This is a genomic window from Lactobacillus colini, assembly GCF_017874575.1.
Classification (GTDB): domain Bacteria; phylum Bacillota; class Bacilli; order Lactobacillales; family Lactobacillaceae; genus Lactobacillus; species Lactobacillus colini.
Map to the genome: position 1 here is coordinate 1 of NZ_JAGGLU010000015.1, position 18,432 is coordinate 18,432.

Annotated in this window: 16 protein-coding genes, 1 pseudogene and 1 other annotated feature; of the genes and pseudogenes, 13 read left to right on the forward strand and 4 right to left on the reverse strand. The window is 34.1% G+C overall.

Annotated features, from left to right (window positions below; all coding sequences use genetic code 11):
* Positions 1–198 precede the first annotated feature (198 nt).
* From J2Z60_RS10970 to J2Z60_RS09800, 10 genes and pseudogenes are all read left to right on the forward strand, one after another.
* A pseudogene (locus J2Z60_RS10970) lies at positions 199–469 on the forward strand (IS982 family transposase); the annotation flags it as partial.
* Between the two features lie 291 nt (positions 470–760).
* Positions 761–1,750 carry a PTS sugar transporter subunit IIB gene (locus tag J2Z60_RS09760; protein WP_209687514.1) on the forward strand — a complete coding sequence of 330 codons (990 nt, stop codon included), beginning with the start codon at positions 761–763 and terminating at the stop codon, positions 1,748–1,750.
* A 19-nt stretch (positions 1,751–1,769) separates the two neighbouring features.
* On the forward strand, positions 1,770–2,576 hold the full coding sequence (locus J2Z60_RS09765) for a PTS mannose/fructose/sorbose transporter subunit IIC (RefSeq protein ID WP_209687515.1): 807 nt from the start codon (positions 1,770–1,772) through the stop codon (positions 2,574–2,576).
* Between the two features lie 26 nt (positions 2,577–2,602).
* Positions 2,603–3,538 (forward strand): PTS system mannose/fructose/sorbose family transporter subunit IID, encoded by a 936-nt coding sequence (locus J2Z60_RS09770; protein ID WP_209687516.1) that lies wholly within the window; start codon positions 2,603–2,605, stop codon positions 3,536–3,538.
* Positions 3,539–3,603: 65 nt separating this feature from the next.
* Positions 3,604–3,966, forward strand: coding sequence for a DUF956 family protein (locus J2Z60_RS09775; protein WP_209687517.1), 363 nt, complete (start codon positions 3,604–3,606; stop codon positions 3,964–3,966).
* Between the two features lie 168 nt (positions 3,967–4,134).
* Entirely contained in the window at positions 4,135–5,535 is a 1,401-nt protein-coding gene (locus J2Z60_RS09780; protein WP_209687518.1) for an amino acid permease, read from the forward strand.
* Positions 5,536–5,557: 22 nt separating this feature from the next.
* Positions 5,558–6,904: an amino acid permease gene (locus J2Z60_RS09785; RefSeq protein ID WP_425352239.1), complete on the forward strand. Its 1,347-nt coding sequence runs from the start codon at positions 5,558–5,560 to the stop codon at positions 6,902–6,904.
* Positions 6,905–6,981: 77 nt separating this feature from the next.
* Positions 6,982–7,710 (forward strand): gamma-glutamyl-gamma-aminobutyrate hydrolase family protein, encoded by a 729-nt coding sequence (locus J2Z60_RS09790; RefSeq protein WP_209687520.1) that lies wholly within the window; start codon positions 6,982–6,984, stop codon positions 7,708–7,710.
* 14 nt (positions 7,711–7,724) lie between these two features.
* Complete coding sequence (locus J2Z60_RS09795) at positions 7,725–9,116, forward strand: APC family permease (RefSeq protein WP_209687521.1); 1,392 nt, start codon at positions 7,725–7,727, stop codon at positions 9,114–9,116.
* A 96-nt stretch (positions 9,117–9,212) separates the two neighbouring features.
* Positions 9,213–10,562 carry an MATE family efflux transporter gene (locus J2Z60_RS09800; RefSeq protein WP_209687522.1) on the forward strand — a complete coding sequence of 450 codons (1,350 nt, stop codon included), beginning with the start codon at positions 9,213–9,215 and terminating at the stop codon, positions 10,560–10,562.
* 18 nt (positions 10,563–10,580) lie between these two features.
* On the opposite strand, the gene asnA is transcribed toward J2Z60_RS09800, so the two are convergent.
* Positions 10,581–11,591 (reverse strand): aspartate--ammonia ligase, encoded by a 1,011-nt coding sequence (asnA, locus tag J2Z60_RS09805; protein WP_209687523.1) that lies wholly within the window; start codon positions 11,589–11,591, stop codon positions 10,581–10,583.
* A 61-nt stretch (positions 11,592–11,652) separates the two neighbouring features.
* Positions 11,653–11,904, reverse strand: a binding site (T-box leader).
* A 94-nt stretch (positions 11,905–11,998) separates the two neighbouring features.
* On the opposite strand from asnA, the gene J2Z60_RS09810 reads away from it, so the two are divergent.
* From J2Z60_RS09810 to J2Z60_RS09820, 3 genes are all read left to right on the forward strand, one after another.
* Positions 11,999–12,922 (forward strand): EamA family transporter, encoded by a 924-nt coding sequence (locus J2Z60_RS09810; protein WP_425352238.1) that lies wholly within the window; start codon positions 11,999–12,001, stop codon positions 12,920–12,922.
* 207 nt (positions 12,923–13,129) lie between these two features.
* Positions 13,130–14,401 carry a sensor histidine kinase gene (locus J2Z60_RS09815; RefSeq protein WP_209687524.1) on the forward strand — a complete coding sequence of 424 codons (1,272 nt, stop codon included), beginning with the start codon at positions 13,130–13,132 and terminating at the stop codon, positions 14,399–14,401.
* Complete coding sequence (locus tag J2Z60_RS09820) at positions 14,401–15,177, forward strand: LytR/AlgR family response regulator transcription factor (protein ID WP_209687525.1); 777 nt, start codon at positions 14,401–14,403, stop codon at positions 15,175–15,177. The genes J2Z60_RS09815 and J2Z60_RS09820 overlap by 1 nt, the downstream gene beginning before the upstream one ends.
* Positions 15,178–15,282: 105 nt before the next feature.
* Here J2Z60_RS09820 and J2Z60_RS09825 read toward each other — a convergent pair whose 3' ends face one another.
* From J2Z60_RS09825 to J2Z60_RS09835, 3 genes are read right to left on the reverse strand one after another with little or no spacing between them, the layout of a single operon-like run.
* Entirely contained in the window at positions 15,283–15,936 is a 654-nt protein-coding gene (locus J2Z60_RS09825) for an ATP-binding cassette domain-containing protein (protein WP_209687526.1), read from the reverse strand.
* Position 15,937: 1 nt separating this feature from the next.
* Complete coding sequence (locus tag J2Z60_RS09830) at positions 15,938–18,136, reverse strand: hypothetical protein (protein WP_209687527.1); 2,199 nt, start codon at positions 18,134–18,136, stop codon at positions 15,938–15,940.
* Positions 18,136–18,426 (reverse strand): hypothetical protein, encoded by a 291-nt coding sequence (locus tag J2Z60_RS09835; protein ID WP_209687528.1) that lies wholly within the window; start codon positions 18,424–18,426, stop codon positions 18,136–18,138. Before J2Z60_RS09835 ends, J2Z60_RS09830 begins: the two co-directional genes overlap by 1 nt.
* Positions 18,427–18,432 lie beyond the last annotated feature (6 nt).

Here is an 18,432-nt window from a genome sequence, read left to right on the forward strand (position 1 = left end):
AAAGTAGTTGGTGGGAAACTGCCTGCGAGGTTAGGTAGTCGCCGTGCTAAATAGGAGAGAGGACAAATGTCCTCTCTTTTTTTATAAAATTTTATAATTTAATACGTGTGGTGCTAGTTAAATCATTTTAATTATCAAAAAAGTCCAATTGGATTAGACTCAAAGCGTAGTAATAAAAGAGAAAAGAGTCTGATCTAATTGAACTATCTTAAGATTAATCATTTTAGTCATCATTTATAAGTAAGTTTTAAGCAATTAAATATAATTTATCATCGGCTTTACCACGCTTATGCTCCTAAAAGTTTGTCTGAACGTAAAAATATCGACAAGCGTAAAATCTCTGATAGCATTATCTTAGCTATGTTTATTTGGTAGTTCAAAGTTGGCATTGAATCACAAAGACGATTTTGTGAATATTTTTGTGAACTTCTCACATTCACGTTTTAATCGTCGAGCACGTAATTTAATAGGGTTTCAGCAAAGATTAGAAATTGCCATTTTGATATCTAACCTGGAATATTGTTTAGAGCGATTTAACTAGCACCACGAGTAAAAGAATTTTAAATGATTTTTTGTATAAAAAATTAAACGTTCAATTTTATTTTATAATCTACTTTCTTGATTAAAATAGGCAAAAAACTTGTTTTTTTTGCGAATTTGCAAGCATTTTCATGTAATTAATGATATTATATTAAAGGTAAACGTATACATTAGAAATGCTAAAGGTATTCGTACATTTTTTGATTAAGGGGGAAATCAAATGGTAGGAATTATCCTAGCTAGTCATGGTGGCTTTGCTGATGGTATTTTTCAATCTGCTGAAATGATTTTTGGTAAGCAAGAAAATTTAGCACATTGTATTTTAAAGCCGGATGAAGGTCCAGATGATATTAGAGCTAAGATGGAAAAATCAATCGCTTCTTTCGATAATCAAGATGAAGTTTTATTCTTGATTGATTTGTGGGGTGGTACCCCATTTAATCAGGCTAATAATTTAGTCAAAGAGCATGGAGGAAATTGGGCAATTGTTACAGGTATGAATCTACCGATGGTTATTGAAGCTTTGGGGCAACGTATGGCTTCTGAAAAAGCTCAAGATATTGCAAGTGCAATCGTAAAACCAGGTAGAGATGGTATTAAGACGCAGCCTGAATCTCTAATGCCTAAAGAAGTCGCTGCACCAAAAGAAGGAGCTAAGAAACCTAAGGGAGCCATTCCCGAAGGAACAGTTCTAGGAGATGGACATATTAAATATGGTTTAGCAAGAATTGACACTCGTTTGTTACACGGACAAGTTGCGACAGGCTGGACTAAGAGTATTAATCCTTCTCGTATTATTGTTGTTTCCGACAAGGTTGCTAAGGATAAGCTTCGTAAGTCAATGATCAGAGAAGCTGCTCCAGCGGGTGTTCCGGCTAACACTGTTCCAATTAAAAAGATGGTGGAAGTTGATAAAGATCCACGTTTTGGTGATACTAAGGCTTTAGTATTATTCGAAAATCCTGAAGAAGCTTTACAAGCTATCAAGGATGGCATCGGTATTAAAGAAATTAACCTGGGCTCAATTGCTTATACTGAAGGCAAAGTTAATGTTAACAAGGCTATAGCAATGGACCAACAAGACGTTGATGCGATTAAAGAAATGCAAAAGCTTGGTATTAAGTTTGATGTAAGAAAAGTTCCATCAGACAGTCCAGAAAATATTGATCACCTTTTGGCAAAGGCCGAAAGTGAATTAAAGAATAAATAAAACTTTAGGGGGAAAAGAAATGAACGCTATTCAGATGATTCTGGTAGTTATCGTAGCCTTCCTAGCAGGTATGGAAGGTATTTTGGATCAATTCCAATTCCATCAACCACTTGTTGCATGTACACTTATTGGATTAGTTACAGGTAACTTGACATTAGGTGTTATGTTAGGTGGTTCATTACAAATGATTGCTTTAGGTTGGGCTAACATTGGTGCTGCTGTTGCGCCAGATGCTGCATTGGCATCAGTAGCTTCAGCTATTATCTTAGTACAAGGTGGTCAAGGACAAAAAGGTATTGGTACTGCTATTGGTATTGCTATTCCATTAGCTGTTGCTGGTTTGTTCTTAACAATGTTAGTTCGTACTATCTCAGTTGCTATTGTTCACATTATGGACAAGAAAGCTGAAGAAGGTAACTGGCGTGCCATTGACTTATGGCAATATATTGCTTTAGCATTACAGGGCTTGAGAATAGCTATTCCAGCTGCTTTGTTATTAGCTATTCCAGCTAGCTTAGTTCGTCAGGGATTGGAAGCTATGCCACAATGGTTGAACGATGGTATGACTATCGGTGGTGGTATGGTTGTTGCTGTTGGTTATGCAATGGTTATCAACATGATGGCTAACCGTGAAGTATGGCCATTCTTTGCTATTGGCTTCTGCTTAGCAGCAATTAAAGAGTTAACTTTGATTGCTTTAGGTGGTATTGGTCTTTCAATGGCACTTATGTACTTAGCTTTAGAAGGATCTGGCAAAAATAACGGTGGTAATGGCGACAATAGTGGTTCAGGGGATCCACTTGGCGACATTCTGGATGATTATTAAAATTAAGCTAGAGGAGGCTAAAGCAAATGGCTGAAACAGCAAAAAAAGAAAATAAAATAACATTAACTAAGTCAGATAGATGGAAAGTATGTTGGCGTTCAACATTCTTACAAGGATCATGGAACTATGAAAGAATGCAAAACGGTGGTTTTGCATATAGTATGATTCCTGCCTTGCGCAAATTATATCCTAATAAGGATGATATGAAGAGTGCCTTGAAGAGACACTTGGAATTCTTTAACACTCACCCATATTTAACTTCACCTATTCTAGGCGTTACTCTTGCTTTAGAAGAAGATAGAGCTAATGGAGCAGACGTTGATAATCAAACTATTAACGGTGTTAAAGTTGGTATGATGGGACCTTTAGCTGGTGTTGGTGATCCAGTCTTCTGGTACACTGTTCGTCCAATTATTGGTTCATTGGGTGCTTCACTAGCATTAAGTGGTAATGTTCTTGGACCTATACTATTCTTTGTTTTATGGAACGTTATTCGTATCGCCTTCTTATGGTATACTCAAGAAATGGGTTATAAGGCTGGTACTAAGATTACCGAAGATGCTTCAGGTGGTTTATTACAAAAGATTACCCGTGGTGCTTCAATGATGGGTATGTTCGTCATTGGTGCTTTGATTGAACGTTGGGTATCAATTAACTTCAAGCCTGTAGTTTCAAAAGTGCCATTATCAAAAGGAGCTTATATTGATTGGAACGCTATCCCATCAGGTGCTCAAGGTATCCACAAAGTATTAACTGAATGGAATATGGGTAATGGCTTGGCTTTGGATAAGGTTAAAGAAACAACCTTGCAAAACAACTTGGATTCATTAATTCCAGGGTTAGCAGCCTTACTTCTTACATTCCTCTGTATGTGGCTATTGAAGAAGAAGGTTTCACCAATTGTTATCATTATTGCCATCTTCATTGTAGGTATTGCAGGTCACGTAGTAGGCTTATTCTAATAATTTGGCAGTATATAAAAAGCAGTCTACAGCGACTGCTTTTTGTTTTATAAAGGAAAGGTTAAATGGTTCAATCATTAAATACTAAATCTGAATATGTCGATTCAGGAACTTGGTTTCGTGGGATGCCCACTTATGGAAAAATTATGATCGGAGACAAAGGGTTTGAATTTTATCGAGATAATAACTTAAATGATTATGTTCAAATCCCCTGGGGTGAAATTACGGTTGTAGTTGCTGATGTATATTTTGGTGGTAAGTATATTCCTAGATTTAAGCTCTGTACTAAAAAAAATGGCCAGTTTTACTTCGCATCACGTCATACTAAGACAACGCTTAGGGCAATTAGAGAACATATTCCGTCTAAAAATATTCGTAAAGCTTTGACATTAGGGCAAAAAATAAAACGTGGAATTTTGAGAAAATAATGTAGTAAGCTTAGGCGATAAAAACCTAAGCTTTTTTTATTTAATTACAAGCAAAAAAAGGCTATTTAACCTTGGCAGTAAGCTTGTCATGTATTAAAATATTTTTAATGTAATATTTTATGAAGCTAGATTTTTAAGACTTATTAGCTTTAAATAGGGAGTTACAAGATGAAAGACAAAAAATCAGTTCCCGGGCTAAAGCGTTCGATGACTGCGGGACAAATGGAAATGATCTCACTTGGTGGTGCCATTGGGGTAGGCCTATTTATGGGTGCTACTGCAACAATTAAGTGGACAGGACCATCAGTATTATTGGCATATCTATTTGTAGGAATAATTTTATATGTAGTAATGCGAGCTTTAGGAGAAATGCTTTATGTTAATCCAGGGACGGGCTCATTTGCTGATTATGCAACTGAATATGTTCATCCAATTGCTGGATATTTAGCGGAGTGGGCTAATGTTTTTGAATATATTGTAGTAGGTATGTCAGAAGTTGTTGCAGCTACGGAATATTTAAAATTTTGGTGGCCTAATGTAAGTGCTTTATGGTCAGGGATAATAATTATTGCGATGCTATTATTGGCCAACTTAGCTAGTGCTAAAGCTTATGCTTCTTTAGAATTTTGGTTCGCCATGATTAAGGTTGTTACAATAATTTTGATGATTATTTTAGGCTTTTTGGTTATTTTCCTAGGTATTGGTAATGGTGGAAAGCCTACTGGTTTTAGTAACTTGTGGGCCCATGGTGGATTTTTCACAGGAGGCTTAAAGGGATTCTTATTCTCAATGTCAATTATTGTAGGCTCATATGAAGGTATTGAACTGTTAGGTATCTCAGCTGGTGAGGTTGCTAATCCGCAAGATGCAATTGTAAAATCTGTAAAATCAGTTTTATGGAGAATTTTAATTTTCTACGTTGGAGCAATCTTTGTAATTGTAACAATATATCCTTGGAATGAGTTAAGTAGTATGGGCTCACCATTTGTAACAACTTTTGCTAAAGTTGGAATTACTGCAGCAGCCAGCGTTATTAACTTCGTAGTCTTAACAGCTGCCTTGTCTGGTGCTAATTCGGGTATTTACTCATCAAGTAGAATGCTATTTAAGCTAGCACATAATGGTGACGCTCCAAAAACATTTGGTCATATTTCCAAAAGAATTGTACCAAGTCATGCAATTATGGGTATTACCGGGGGAATATTATTAGGTTTTATATTAAATGTATTTGCGGCAACACTTAATAAGTCTACACAAGATTTATTTGTTATTGTGTTCTCTTCGTCAGTGTTGCCAGGTATGATCCCTTGGTTTGTGATTTTATGGGCAGAACTAAGATTTAGAAGGAATAACCCTGATTTATTAGAAAATCATCCATTTAAACTGCCGCTATATCCATTTTCTAATTATTTTGCATTTGTAATGTTAGTACTAATCGTGATCTTTATGTTTATTAATCCAGAAACGAGAGTATCTGTAGCGGCTGGTGCAGCAGTATTAATATTAGCAGTGATTGTATATTTAATTCGCCACAGAAAGGATGTTCGTAGTGAGCAAAGAAAAGAATAAAGCACCTAAGTTAAAACGCTCAATGACCGCCAGCCAAATGGAAATGATCTCACTCGGTGGAGCAATTGGAGTCGGATTATTTATGGGGTCAACTTCAACAATTAAATGGACTGGTCCCTCTGTTTTATTGGCGTATATTTTTGTAGGATTAATTCTTTACATTGTAATGAGAGCGTTGGGAGAAATTTTATATATTAATCCTAGCACTGGGTCATTTGCTGACTATGCCACTGATTATATTTCACCGCTCGCTGGATATTTAGCAGAATGGGCTGCGGTATTTCAATATATTGTTGTAGGTATATCAGAAGTAGTTGCAGCTACAGAATACTTAAGATTCTGGTGGCCTAATGTAAGTGCCTTTTGGTCAGGAATAATAATTATTATTTTTCTTTTACTGGCAAATATTGTCAGTGCAAAAGCTTATGGTGCATTAGAGTTTTGGTTTGCTATGATTAAAGTCGTTACAATAATTTTGATGATTATTTTAGGCTTATTAGTAATCGTACTCGGTGTTGGTAATCATGGACATCCAATTGGACTAGCAAATTTATGGTCACACGGAGGCTTTTTCACTAATGGGATTAAGGGCTTTTTCTTTTCGATGGCGATAATCGTCGGCTCGTATCAAGGAATTGAATTAATTGGTATTTCGGCTGGTGAAGTTGCCAATCCACAAAAAGCTATTGTAAAAAGTGTTAAAACGGTGTTATGGCGTATCTTGATTTTTTATGTGGGAGCAATCTTTGTGATTGTTACTATCTATCCATGGAATCAACTTAGTGCTATTGGTTCCCCATTTGTTGAAACTTTTACTAAGGTAGGAATTACTGCAGCAGCAGGAATTATTAACTTTGTGGTCTTGACAGCAGCTTTATCTGGAGCAAATTCGGGAATTTATTCATCAAGTAGAATGCTTTTCAAGTTAGCTCATGATGGTGAAGCGCCTAAAGCTTTTGGTCATATTTCTAAGAGAGTTGTGCCTAATAGGGCAATTTTAGGTATTACCGGGGGAATATTGATCGGTTTCGTTCTTAATATTATTTTGTCAATGGTAAACAAAACAATGGGTGAGCTATTTGTAATCGTCTATAGTTCGTCTGTTTTACCAGGTATGGTAGCGTGGTTTGTTATTCTGTTGGCTGAATTACGTTTTAGGAAGCACAATCAAGATTTAATGGAAAATCACCCGTTTAAATTGCCAATTTATCCGTATTCTAATTATTTTGCCTTAATTATGCTAGTAATTATTGTTATTTTTATGTTTATCAATCCAGAAACGAGAGTATCGGTATCTGTTGGAGCTGGTGTTTTAATTTTGGCAACATTAGTTTATTGGATAAGACATCATAAAAAGAAAATTGATTAAAAAAGTTTCTCTTACTTGTTGTAAGAGAGCTTTTTTTGTATATTAATAGCGTAAGAAAAAGAATGGAGGAATCTAACATGCATAAACCAATTATTGGAATTTCAGGATCTGTAATTATTGATAATGGAGGAATTTTTCCTGGATATCATCGTAGTTATGTAAATGAAGATTACGTTGATTCTGTTGTTCAAAATGGTGGGGTTCCGTTTATTATCCCATTTAATGAAAATGAAGATGTTATTAAAGCTCAGATGGATAATGTGGATGGATTGATCCTATCTGGTGGACACGATGTTGATCCACATAATTATGGTGAAGAGCCTGAACAAAAGTTGGGTAATATTTGGCCAGAACGTGATAAGTTCGATATGTTACTTCTTAAACTTGCTGAAGAAAAGCATATTCCGGTGCTGGGAGTATGTCGTGGTGCTCAAGTTATCAATGTAGCACATGGTGGTTCGCTTTACCAAGATTTAAGTTATCGTGAAGAAAAGACATTAAAGCATTCGCAAAATCAACGCCCTACTTTAGTAACACATACAGTAAAAGTTACACCAGGTACGAAAATAGCTGAATTGCTTGGAAAAGAAGAATTGCAGACTAATTCTTTCCACCATCAACTGCTTAAAAAAGTAGCACCAGATTTTAAGGTTTCTGCCCGTTGTGTTGATGGGGTAGTAGAAGCAATTGAAAATGACGATGCATCAGTTATTGCGGTTCAATGGCACCCTGAAATGCTACATAGAGTTTCTAAAATACAAAATAACTTGTTTAAATATATTATTGAACAAGCAAGTAATAAATAGAAAAGAAATTTAAAATGAGTAAAAGTGAGAGTGATAAATTAGGATTCTGGTCAATTGTACTATTGGCAATTAATGCAATCATTGGATCGGGAATCTTTTTAACACCAGGTAGTGTTGTGCAACAGTCTGGTTCTAAAGCCTTATTGGTATATTTCATAGCGGCGATGTTTGCTGCAATACTGGCAATTTCATTTGCTTCGGCAGCTAAGTACGTAACTAAGTCTGGTGCAGCATATGCATATTCTAAAGCGGCATTTGGCGATAAGATAGGCTTTTATATGGGAATTCTGCGTTATTTCTCAGCTAGTGTTGCTTGGGGAGTAATGGCGGTTGGCGTTATTAAGTCAACTATTTCTATTTTTGGTGGAAATCCTGACAAGGCAATAAATGTTACGATTGGCTTTTTAGTTTTAATGGCAATTATTACCATTATTAACTTATTTGGTCAAAAAGTTGTTAAATATGTAATGAATTTAGCAACTATTGGCAAGCTTGCGGCATTGATATTAATTATTTTGGTTGGTGTCGTACTCTTGATAGGGTCAGGGGCATCAAGTAATTTAAATGATGTCGATCAAATTACTAAAAATGGTCAAAAGATTGTACCGACTTTAACAACTACGGGCTTTGTGATGGCTATTGTATCTGCTTTTTATGCATTTACAGGTTTTGAATCAGTAGCTTCAGGTTCTGATGATATGAAGAACCCAGAAAAGAACCTGCCGCGTGCAATTCCACTTGCAATATTAATTATTGCAGTAGTTTATATTGGAGTTGTAGCAGTTGCTATGGTACTTGATCCGAATGCTTTGATAACAACTAAGCAAGTAGTCGCAATTAGTGCCATTTTTAAAAATGAAATTCTAAGGGATGTTATTCTGATAGGTGCCTTGGTGTCAATGTTTGGCATTAATGTAGCTTCTAGTTTTAATGCGCCAAGAATCTTAGAAGCAATGGCAAGAGAAAATCAGCTTTCTACTAGTTTAACTAAGAGAACAAAGAATAACTTTCCAATTAGAACTTTCTTCATATCTGTAGCTCTAGCAATTTTAATTCCTATGGCTTTCGAATATAATATGGTTAATTTGATAACTTTAAGTGCAATGGTGCGTTTTTTAGGGTTCATTGTAGTGCCAATTGCGGTAATTAAATTTTATCGCGGTAAAAGTGCGGAACCAATTTTGAATGCAAGCAGGAATTTATTGACAGATGTAATAATTCCAATGTTTTCAATAATCATTGTGGTATTCTTATTGATTGAATATAATTGGAAGGCACAATTTGGCATTGTTAACAGTCAAGGTGACTTTGTTGGACTTAACTGGTATGCAATTGCAATGATGATTTTTGGCTTTATTATATTGCCTCTAATTATGTTCTGGATTTCTAAGAAGACACAAAAATAATTTCCTAAGAAATATTTGCGGAAGCTAGATTAATTTCTAGCTTCTTTTTCGTATAATAAATGTGGAAAGTTGAAAATATGAAAAATTAGGTGGAACATGGAAGAATTATTTGCAAAGGCACCAATAAAACAAGTTTATTTTAAGTTAGCATTCCCGGTGGTATTGGGGATGATCACAACAATGATATATAATTTGGCGGATACGATGTTTGTAGCTAAGACTGGGGATACTAAGTTAGTTGCTGCAGTAACTATTGGTGCACCTTTGTTTAATTTTTTAATAGCGATAGCAGATATCTTTGGACTGGGTGGTAGCAGCGTTATTTCAAGATTATTTGGAGAAAAACGCTATGATCTCAGTAAGAGAACAAGTAGTTTTTGCCTTTATTCGGGGATTGTAGCTAGCATTATTGTCACTATAATTTTGCTAGCTTATGAGCGCCCAATTTTGTTTATGTTAGGTGCAAGAGAAAATACATATGCTGATGCAGCAGCTTTTTATCGAGTAGTGGTATTAGGCGCGGTGTTTATTATCTGTTCATTAATACCACAAAACCTAATTAGGACCGAGGGCTTAGCCTTAGAAGCAATGATAGCAACTGTTATTGGAACTGTAATGGCTATTATTCTTGATCCAATATTCCTATTTGTTTTAAAAATGGGAGCTGCTGGAGTGGGAATTGCCAATATCTTAGGTTATTTAATAACTGATATATTACTGATGTATTTTACAATAAGGAAAGCTGCCCATATTACTGTTGATCCTAAGCAGGCCAAGCTTGATATGCATACCATTAAAGATATTATATTGATTGGTATTCCAAGTTCATTGACTAACTTTGCCCAAACTTTTGGTATGGCACTTCTAAATTCTGCCTTAGCTGCTTATGGTGCTAATGAAATTGCTGCGATGGGAATTACGCAGAAGATTTATAATATTGTGGTTTTAGTCATTATAGGTTTTACCTTTGGGGCGCAGCCTTTAATCGGTTATAATTATGGTGCTAAAAATTGGAAAAGATTAAAAGCAATTTTACGTTTTGATATTTTGGTTCAAATTATCTATGCAATTGTCACGAGTATAATTTTAATTGGCTTAGCAAGACCAATTGTTGGCTTGTTTATGTCACAGAAAGAAATTATAAATTCAGGTAGTTATATGCTATTAGCCTGCTTAATAACAACACCATTGATTGGATTAATCATGGTTTATACAACGGTATTTCAATCAATAGGTAATTCCTGGGCAGCCTTGATTATGGCAATTTCTCGTCAGGGTGTTATTTATTTTGTAATGATGGAATTATTGCGTCGAATAATGAATTATGATGGTATTGTATGGGCTCAAGCTGCGGCTGATATAGTAACTTGTCTTATTGGCTATTTAATTTTTAGATTTAGTTTGAATTTAAAGGATAAGATTAATAAAAAAACAGGATCAAAGTAATCCTGTTTTTTATTAGATTTAAAGAAGAAAAATATCGTCTTTAGCGCAGTCTTCAATCATATCTTTAGGCCAGATGCTTGCCTGTACTTCTCCGATATGCGCCTTACCTAGAAGCATCATACAGAGTCGAGATTGACCAATACCACCACCAATAGTATAAGGAAGTTGACCAGCTAAAAGCATTTTATGGAATGGTAAACTAGCTCTTTCTTCGACGTTAGCTTTTTTTAGTTGACTGAGAAGACTTTCCTCACTTACGCGAATACCCATAGAAGAAATCTCAATTCTCTTGCCCAATGGCTCATACCAGAATAATAAGTCACCGTTGAGTGACCAATCATCATAGTCTGGTGCACGACCATCATGTGGTTTACCACTACGTTGCAATTTGTCACCAATTTTCATTAAGAAAACGGCTCTTTTTTCTTTAGCAATCTTATCTTCACGTTCTTCAGGCGAAAGATCAGGCCAGCGATCTTCGAGCTCTTGGCTTGTTACAAAACTAACCTTATCAGGCAGACGGTAAACAGAGCCTGGGTAGCGACGAATAAGTTCTGCTTCAATTGCCTTGATAGCAGAGAAAATTTTTTCGACGGCAGCTTTAAGAGTGGTTTCATTGCGCTCTTGCTTAGAGATAATTTTCTCCCAATCCCATTGATCGACATAGATAGAGTGAAAGTTATCTAAATCTTCATCGCGACGAATGGCGTTCATGTTAGTGTATAAGCCTTCATGCATCATGAAACCATAACGCTTAAGTGCTAAACGCTTCCATTTAGCTAATGAATGAACAACTTCGATTGTATCGTTAGGGATAGCTTTCATGTCAAAGGCAACGGGTCGTTCAATTCCATTTAAATTATCGTTTAAACCAGTACTCTGTTCAACAAACATGGGAGCAGACATTCTTTGCAAGTTTAAGGCCTGGCTAAGCTTATCTTGAAAAGTTTCGCGAATAAACACAATTGCTGCTTCAGTATCACGTACACTTAATGATGGATGATAATCCTTAGGTAAAATTAGTTCCATTTTTCAATATCTCCTTAAAAATAAATTTGAGAGAAAAGAAAAAGCCCTTCGCTCCCTAATTGATAGGGACGAAAGGCTTTTTTCCGCGGTACCACCCAGATTGTCTAAATATAGACCGACTTAATAGAGCGCTAACATGCCCCACTGGTATGGTAACGTTCCAGATACGGCGCCATCTACTATAGTCAATGCTAGTTTGAAGGGCAGCTTTTGGAAAAAGTGTTTTTCAATAATTCAGGGTCTGCCGGCTTCACACTAGTACCAGCTCACTGAAAGAGATAAATTATTTACTCGTCTTTTTCATAGCTTTTTAAATTTTATGTTGAGTATATTTAATAATAGTTTTAATAAAAAATCAAGTAAAAATATTTATATCTTTTTGACTAGATTTTTTGTTATGATGGAAGATGCTAAATAGAAAGGTAGATAGTATGGCAAGTAAGAAGAGATTGTGGACATTATTAGCGGCACTGGCGTGTATTTTTTGGGGAATATCGGGCTTATTTGCTGAAGGCTTATTTAATATCAGTCCAGAGATAACGCCAATTTGGATCACACAAGTGAGAATGGTTATTAGCGGTGTATTATTGTTAATATTTGCTCAAATTACAGGTAAAAAGCCACTGGCAGTAATGAGAGATAAAAAAGATGCGGTCACAGTTATTTCTTATGGCTTGCTAGGATTAGTTCCGGTGCAATATTGTTACTTTATTGTTGTCCAACAGGCTAATGCTTCAATTGCGACAATTTTACAGTTTGTAGGGCCATTTTTTGTAATGATATATATGGTAGGATTTGAACATCAAGCTTTGCGAAGAGTAGATGTATTGGCCGGAATTGTAGCCTTTATTGGGGTATTCTTTTTGGCAACGCATGGTCATTTTAATCAGTTATCTTTATCGCCAATGGTATTGTTCTGGGGCTTTTTATCAGCTGTTGGTGTTGCAACTAATACCTTAATTCCTAGACGCTTACTTGACCACACCTCTAGCTTAGTGGTAACTGGCTGGGGCTTGTTGATTGCTGGAATTGCCTTATCAATTTTTCATCCAATATGGCCGCATTTGCCACAAAAATCAATTAGTATGATTATATTATTGATGTTGGGAGTAATCGTAATTGGAACTTTGATTCCATTCCAATGGATGATGGGATCATTGCGCTACATTGCACCGTCTACTGCTAGCTTATTAGATGCCTTTGAACCAGTATCGGCGACTTTAGGATCCGTTCTTGTATTTAGACTAGTGATGGCACCAATTGATTGGCTTGGAGCGATAATGATTATTTTAGCTGTAGCAGCATTGAGCTGGCAACCGAAGAAAAAGTAAAAAATTAGAGAAAACTACCGATAGGTCTAAAAAATGACCAGTTAGGTAGTTTTTATTTTTTTAGATGATCATTTTGATATGATAATATTAAGAAAAATTAATTGAGGAGTGGTCTGATGTTTAATCTTATATGTTTTTTTGCAAGTCCTAATTTTTTCAGAAATTTTGATTTTAAGAAGTTACTAAAATTGTTTGGAAGGCACTAGAATGATAGAATCTGCTCTATTTTTATACTGTTTGTTAGCTTCAGTTATATTTGATGGTTGGGGCTTTTTTAAAATTACAGGAATAAAGTTTGAATTTAAATGGAAATATATAATTTTCTTGGCTTTGCTAATTATTCCTGCTATCGGTTCTCTCTTTGGCGGAATGCTAGTAGTATCAAATATTCTAGAAATAGCGCTGCTTACTTTATTCTTTAAAAAGCAAAGTAAGCTGCATGTTATATTAGGGACGGCTATTTTTATTATTAGTCTTGATATGATAGAAACTATTTTTCTAGGTATAGTAAATGGTAATTTATATGAATTTCTATTTGTTAATATTTGGCTAGTAGCCATGTATTTCCTGATAAGGAAGTATCACCGATATATTTATAAGCAGCTAGTTGGTCAAAATAAGAATGTCTTTTTGTGGATAGAGATTTATTTTTATGCGATTATTACAGTAATGATGCTGAAATACAAGTACAACTATAGCTTTATTTCACTTGTTTCTTTTTTTGGTATCTTTTTAGTGTTGCAAAGTATCTTCATAATCGGCGGATATATCGAAATGGTAAAAATTCAAAATGAATTATTAACCAAAAAGACTCGCGAAGAACTTGAAGAAAAATACCAAGAGCAAAAGAAGTATGCCCATTATCTTGAAAAAGACGAGGATGAACTACGAAGTTTTAGACATGATTATCAAAACATGTTTAATTCATTAAAGCTAAGTGCGCAAAAGGGCAACTTGAATGAAGTAATCAATAAATTAGATCAATTTACTGAAAATAATTTGGATAAAAAGGCGCTCTTAAAGTATCAAAACTTGAACCACGTTAAAGTCGATACATTAAAAAGCCTGCTAATTACCAAATTAACGGAAATGTCTGATTTGGGAATTGAGTATAGTCTTGAATGTACTAAAGAAATTGATAATATTCCCCCGGAAATAGATGAATTAGATTTATTAAGAATTGTTGGAATAACACTAGATAATGCAATTGAAGAGTGTAAAGGTAAAGACAATTCTTGGATTAATATTATGCTTTATAGTGATAATGATTTAGAAATCGAAGTTAGGAATAGTTTAAGCGAGATAAAGCCAAAAATAAGTCAGTTATCTCAAAAGGGATTCACTACGAAAAAGGGACATCATGGCTTAGGACTATACACTATTAATCAAATTAATGAAAAATATCCAATGATGGACATTACTTATCGGGCAAATAATGAATATTTTGACTTTTATTTAGCAGTTGGGGTTGAAAATTAATGAATTATCGACTAATTGTTTGCGATGATGAGCCAGCAATTGCGAGAAATATTGCCGATCAAATTACTGTTGCTTGGGAGAATATTCAAGATGAAAATGAACAGTTTAAGAATAAATCTCTTGAGCTGTCCTTAGTTGCTACTTCATTTGAAGAAGTAGCAGGTTATATTGTTGCTCATGATGTAAAGAATGCAATATATTTTTTAGATATTGAAATTAGCAAAGATAAGTCTAGTAAGACAGGTGTTGATCTAGCTGATTTCATTAAGTCAAGGGATGAAAATAGTCAAATAGTATTTGTAACTGCCTATGATAAGTATGCGCCATTGACTTATGAGAGAAGAATTGGAGCTATTGATTATATCAATAAAAATCAGCATTCAGAATGTTTGATAAAGCGTATGACTCAAACACTATTGGATTGTGTTGAAAACATTAATGAAAATATTGATGATACAGTCCAGTATTTTTCTTTTAAATGGGGAAGACAATATCAAAAAATTAAAGTGAGCGAAATATATTACTTAGAAAGTAATAATTTAAATCATAAATTAAATTTAATTTTTGCTAGTGGTGAAAGTGAAATCAAAGGGGCAATTAAGACAATAGATAAAGAAAATGACTTCCTAATGAAAGTATCTCAGTCATGCTTAATTAATCCAAATAATGTCCAAAGGATAGATTTGGATGAGAAAAAGATTTTCTTTCCTGACGGAAGTAGTGTTTACTATTCTAGAAGTAATACAAATAAAATAATAGAGAGATTTGGCAGATAAGCCAATCTCTCTATTATTTTGTTATTAATTTCCAAGTAAAAGAACTAACTATTGCTACAAGATTTTTATGTGCTTTTGTCTTGCGGTTAAGTTTATCTTGGTGATTTAAAGGTCAGCAAGATTAATAATCCTATCACATTGACGAGCTTGTTGGAGATTATGGGTAACCATTAAGATAGTTTTACCGTACTGTGAGCGGAGCTTTTCAATTTGCTTAAATGCAAGCTGAGCACGCTGCTCATCTAATGCACCAGTGGGTTCATCAGCAAGAACTAAATTACCAGGCTTGAGAATTGCTCGAGCTAAGGCTACTCGTTGCTGTTCTCCACCTGATAGGCTAGATATTTGCTCATTTATTAAATGTGAAATATCTAGTTCATTTAAAACATTAGAAATTAAATGTTCTTTATTAGCGTTTGAATTTTTGATAAAATGCATCGCTAAAAGTAAATTATCCTTAACTGTTTTATTAGTTATTAGAGCAAAAGATTGAAATAGATAGTTAATTACATTGCGCCTTAGTAAAGTCGCTTGCTTACTATTAATTGGTGGCAATTCTTTATTAAATAAAAGTATTTTACCTTGATCAGCTGTTTCGAGTAAGCCTAAAATATTTAGTAAAGTTGATTTGCCACAGCCAGAGGGACCGACAATAGCAACGAATTCACCAGAATTGATAGTAAAGCTGAGATTTTGAAAAATGGTACGAGAACCAAATTTTTTATTCAAATTGCAAACTTCAAGTGCATTTTTATGCATTCTATTCTCCTTTAAATAATTCGATAATTTTAGAAAATTGAGTTCGTGATAAGTAAATGTAAAATACTGTTAGTTGAACTAAAAAGTTTAGTAAAACTAAAGGAATACCAATTTTACTTCGGACTATTAATATGACAATTAATTCTACAAAGGCGACGACGCTGATAATTAATAATGGTACGTTATAAATTTGCCAAAACGTAAATCCTAAAAATTTTTTAACGGCAATTTTTTCTTGGTTTATATTTCTATAGAACATTGCTAAAACTATGATTAATAAAGATAAAATTATTACTAAAAATAGTAAAACAATGCTAAACATGGTGATAGTTTGCCAAAGAGATTTTTGTTCGCCATCAATGTAGTTAGAAATAGTAGTATATTCCAGTTTATTATCATCTAAATGGTATTTAATAAGTCTTTTGGGAGTAATAATTTTATGGACGATTTTTTTGCTTTCAAACTTTAAATTACTATCAAGACCAGGACCTTGAATATTTCCAATATCAACATAAGTCATATTGGCTGGAGTAACTATATCGATGATTGGATTCCTACTATGAGTAGGTTCTGTTGAGTCATTATTCCAAAGAAAAATTTCTTTTTTTGGATGGTAAGGAATTAAAATTAGCTGCTTGTGCTTACTAAAAGTTGTTTGTATATCACTTTTAGTAATACCGTCAGTCACAAAATCTTTTAAAAAGATTCTTAAATTTATTTGCTGTTTAGATGAATAAGTGTCTGGTATATAGAATACTCGTTTTCCTTGTTTAGCCTGTCTTAATGCAGATGAACTAATATGAAAATTAATTTTTTGTAGGTAGTTGGGTGAAGTAGTAAGAATCGTAAATGGCTTAGTTGGCATTCTCTTGTACAAAGAGCGATTAGATAACCAATCTTCAGAACCATAAAAAGAGCTAATCAGATAAACACCTTGTTTATTAGCTATATCCTTATAGAAATTTAACGTATCTTTATATATGTCTGAAGACGGATCACTGATAGACCTAATACCGTCACTACCGGGAGAGCTTTTTTTTAGAACTTCCATATTTTCTACTTTTTGCCATTGAGCAGCTTGTTGAGCATTGGCAATAATGGATTCAGTAGGTCCATCTATATATGTTCCAACTATTACTAAGATGCTGCTTATTATTATGTAGAAAAGCATAATAAAAGTATAAAGCACAGATTTCGGGTATCTATTTTTAATTAAAGAGATATTCTTCAGGGAGATAATAAGTAGAGCAGCTGTTAAGTAAATAATGATTAATAAAATTATTCCTAGAATGATTGCCAAAGTTAAGTAATAAACAAAATATATGAAAAATTGTTTTCCAAGGTAAAAAGATAATATAAGATCCAAAGATATTCCCAAGCCAATGCTGAATCCTAAAAACGGAATAAACTTATTAAATAAAATAGTTTTTTTAGACCAACCTAATAGAATTAATGTACCGAATTCTTTTAAAGATGAAAGCAAATCTATGAATAAAAAGGCAAATATGCCTAGACTAGTGATCAATATTCCAAATATTAAGAATGATGATAATAATGTATTATCTTGAGATTCACCACCATGTATTTCGATGAAGTTATTCTTAGGCTGTCCGGTTATTTTAGCAATAGAATTAACTAAGGAATTATATTCTTTATCTGAACTTAAGCCAACTAGTTGGTACTGTCCTCTAATTGATTTAGTAAGGTGATTATATTCGTCAAGTTGAAAAATTACAATCTGGTCACCAAGTGGCGCTTTATAAATAGGAGCTATCTGATTGATTGATCCATTTCCAAGCCCCAGAGTAGCATGTATATTACTGGAGTGAAGCAGCTGAGATAAATTGTTCTTGGAGATAAGTTGTTGGTGGTCATAGTAAAAGTCAGTATTAATACTAGAAATATCACCATAAACACCTAAGATAAATTTGTTATTCAGATATTGCTTTCTCAGTAATAAAAATTTTTTAGAATCAGCTTCAGATTTTAAGTAAGATATAACTTCATCCCTTTTATCATTTTGAATGTTGTTCAGATAAATATTATAAGACGTTTGGTTATTTAGATAATCTTTCCACTGATTCTCGTATCTAATTGCTAAAAAAGTAGTTGTAACAAAAAGTAGTAAGATAGTTTGTATAAGAATTAAAGCGTACCCAATGAAATGAGTACGCTTTAAATGTAGCTTAGTGTGCATCATTATTTACAATCCCAATATGCTTCAGCACGGGTGCCAGGAGTAATCCAAGTTGCAGCTTTAGCCATAGTGCCTTTCCTTTTCCAATGGGACCACACTCCATTAGCTGTGGAACTATGAGTATAATGGTGACTTTGAACATTCGAATAGGATCTAACTTTTCCTATATTACCATGATCCCAATAAACAGCTGTTCCTCTATAATATACTGTACTTGCTAAAGCTGTTCCAGCGGTTGATGAAATAAAAACAACTGGAAGGCTTAATGCCAATAATTTTCTTTTTAGTTTCATAAAAAA

Coding starts and splice junctions, on each gene's coding strand:
- J2Z60_RS09760 (WP_209687514.1), top strand. CDS start 761: ATGGTAGGAATTATCCTAGCTAGTCATGGTGGCTTTGCTGATGGTATT.
- J2Z60_RS09765 (WP_209687515.1), top strand. CDS start 1,770: ATGAACGCTATTCAGATGATTCTGGTAGTTATCGTAGCCTTCCTAGCA.
- J2Z60_RS09770 (WP_209687516.1), top strand. CDS start 2,603: ATGGCTGAAACAGCAAAAAAAGAAAATAAAATAACATTAACTAAGTCA.
- J2Z60_RS09775 (WP_209687517.1), top strand. CDS start 3,604: ATGGTTCAATCATTAAATACTAAATCTGAATATGTCGATTCAGGAACT.
- J2Z60_RS09780 (WP_209687518.1), top strand. CDS start 4,135: ATGAAAGACAAAAAATCAGTTCCCGGGCTAAAGCGTTCGATGACTGCG.
- J2Z60_RS09785 (WP_425352239.1), top strand. CDS start 5,558: ATGACCGCCAGCCAAATGGAAATGATCTCACTCGGTGGAGCAATTGGA.
- J2Z60_RS09790 (WP_209687520.1), top strand. CDS start 6,982: ATGCATAAACCAATTATTGGAATTTCAGGATCTGTAATTATTGATAAT.
- J2Z60_RS09795 (WP_209687521.1), top strand. CDS start 7,725: ATGAGTAAAAGTGAGAGTGATAAATTAGGATTCTGGTCAATTGTACTA.
- J2Z60_RS09800 (WP_209687522.1), top strand. CDS start 9,213: ATGGAAGAATTATTTGCAAAGGCACCAATAAAACAAGTTTATTTTAAG.
- asnA (WP_209687523.1), bottom strand. CDS start 11,591: ATGGAACTAATTTTACCTAAGGATTATCATCCATCATTAAGTGTACGT.
- J2Z60_RS09810 (WP_425352238.1), top strand. CDS start 11,999: ATGCTAAATAGAAAGGTAGATAGTATGGCAAGTAAGAAGAGATTGTGG.
- J2Z60_RS09815 (WP_209687524.1), top strand. CDS start 13,130: ATGATAGAATCTGCTCTATTTTTATACTGTTTGTTAGCTTCAGTTATA.
- J2Z60_RS09820 (WP_209687525.1), top strand. CDS start 14,401: ATGAATTATCGACTAATTGTTTGCGATGATGAGCCAGCAATTGCGAGA.
- J2Z60_RS09825 (WP_209687526.1), bottom strand. CDS start 15,936: ATGCATAAAAATGCACTTGAAGTTTGCAATTTGAATAAAAAATTTGGT.
- J2Z60_RS09830 (WP_209687527.1), bottom strand. CDS start 18,136: ATGATGCACACTAAGCTACATTTAAAGCGTACTCATTTCATTGGGTAC.
- J2Z60_RS09835 (WP_209687528.1), bottom strand. CDS start 18,426: ATGAAACTAAAAAGAAAATTATTGGCATTAAGCCTTCCAGTTGTTTTT.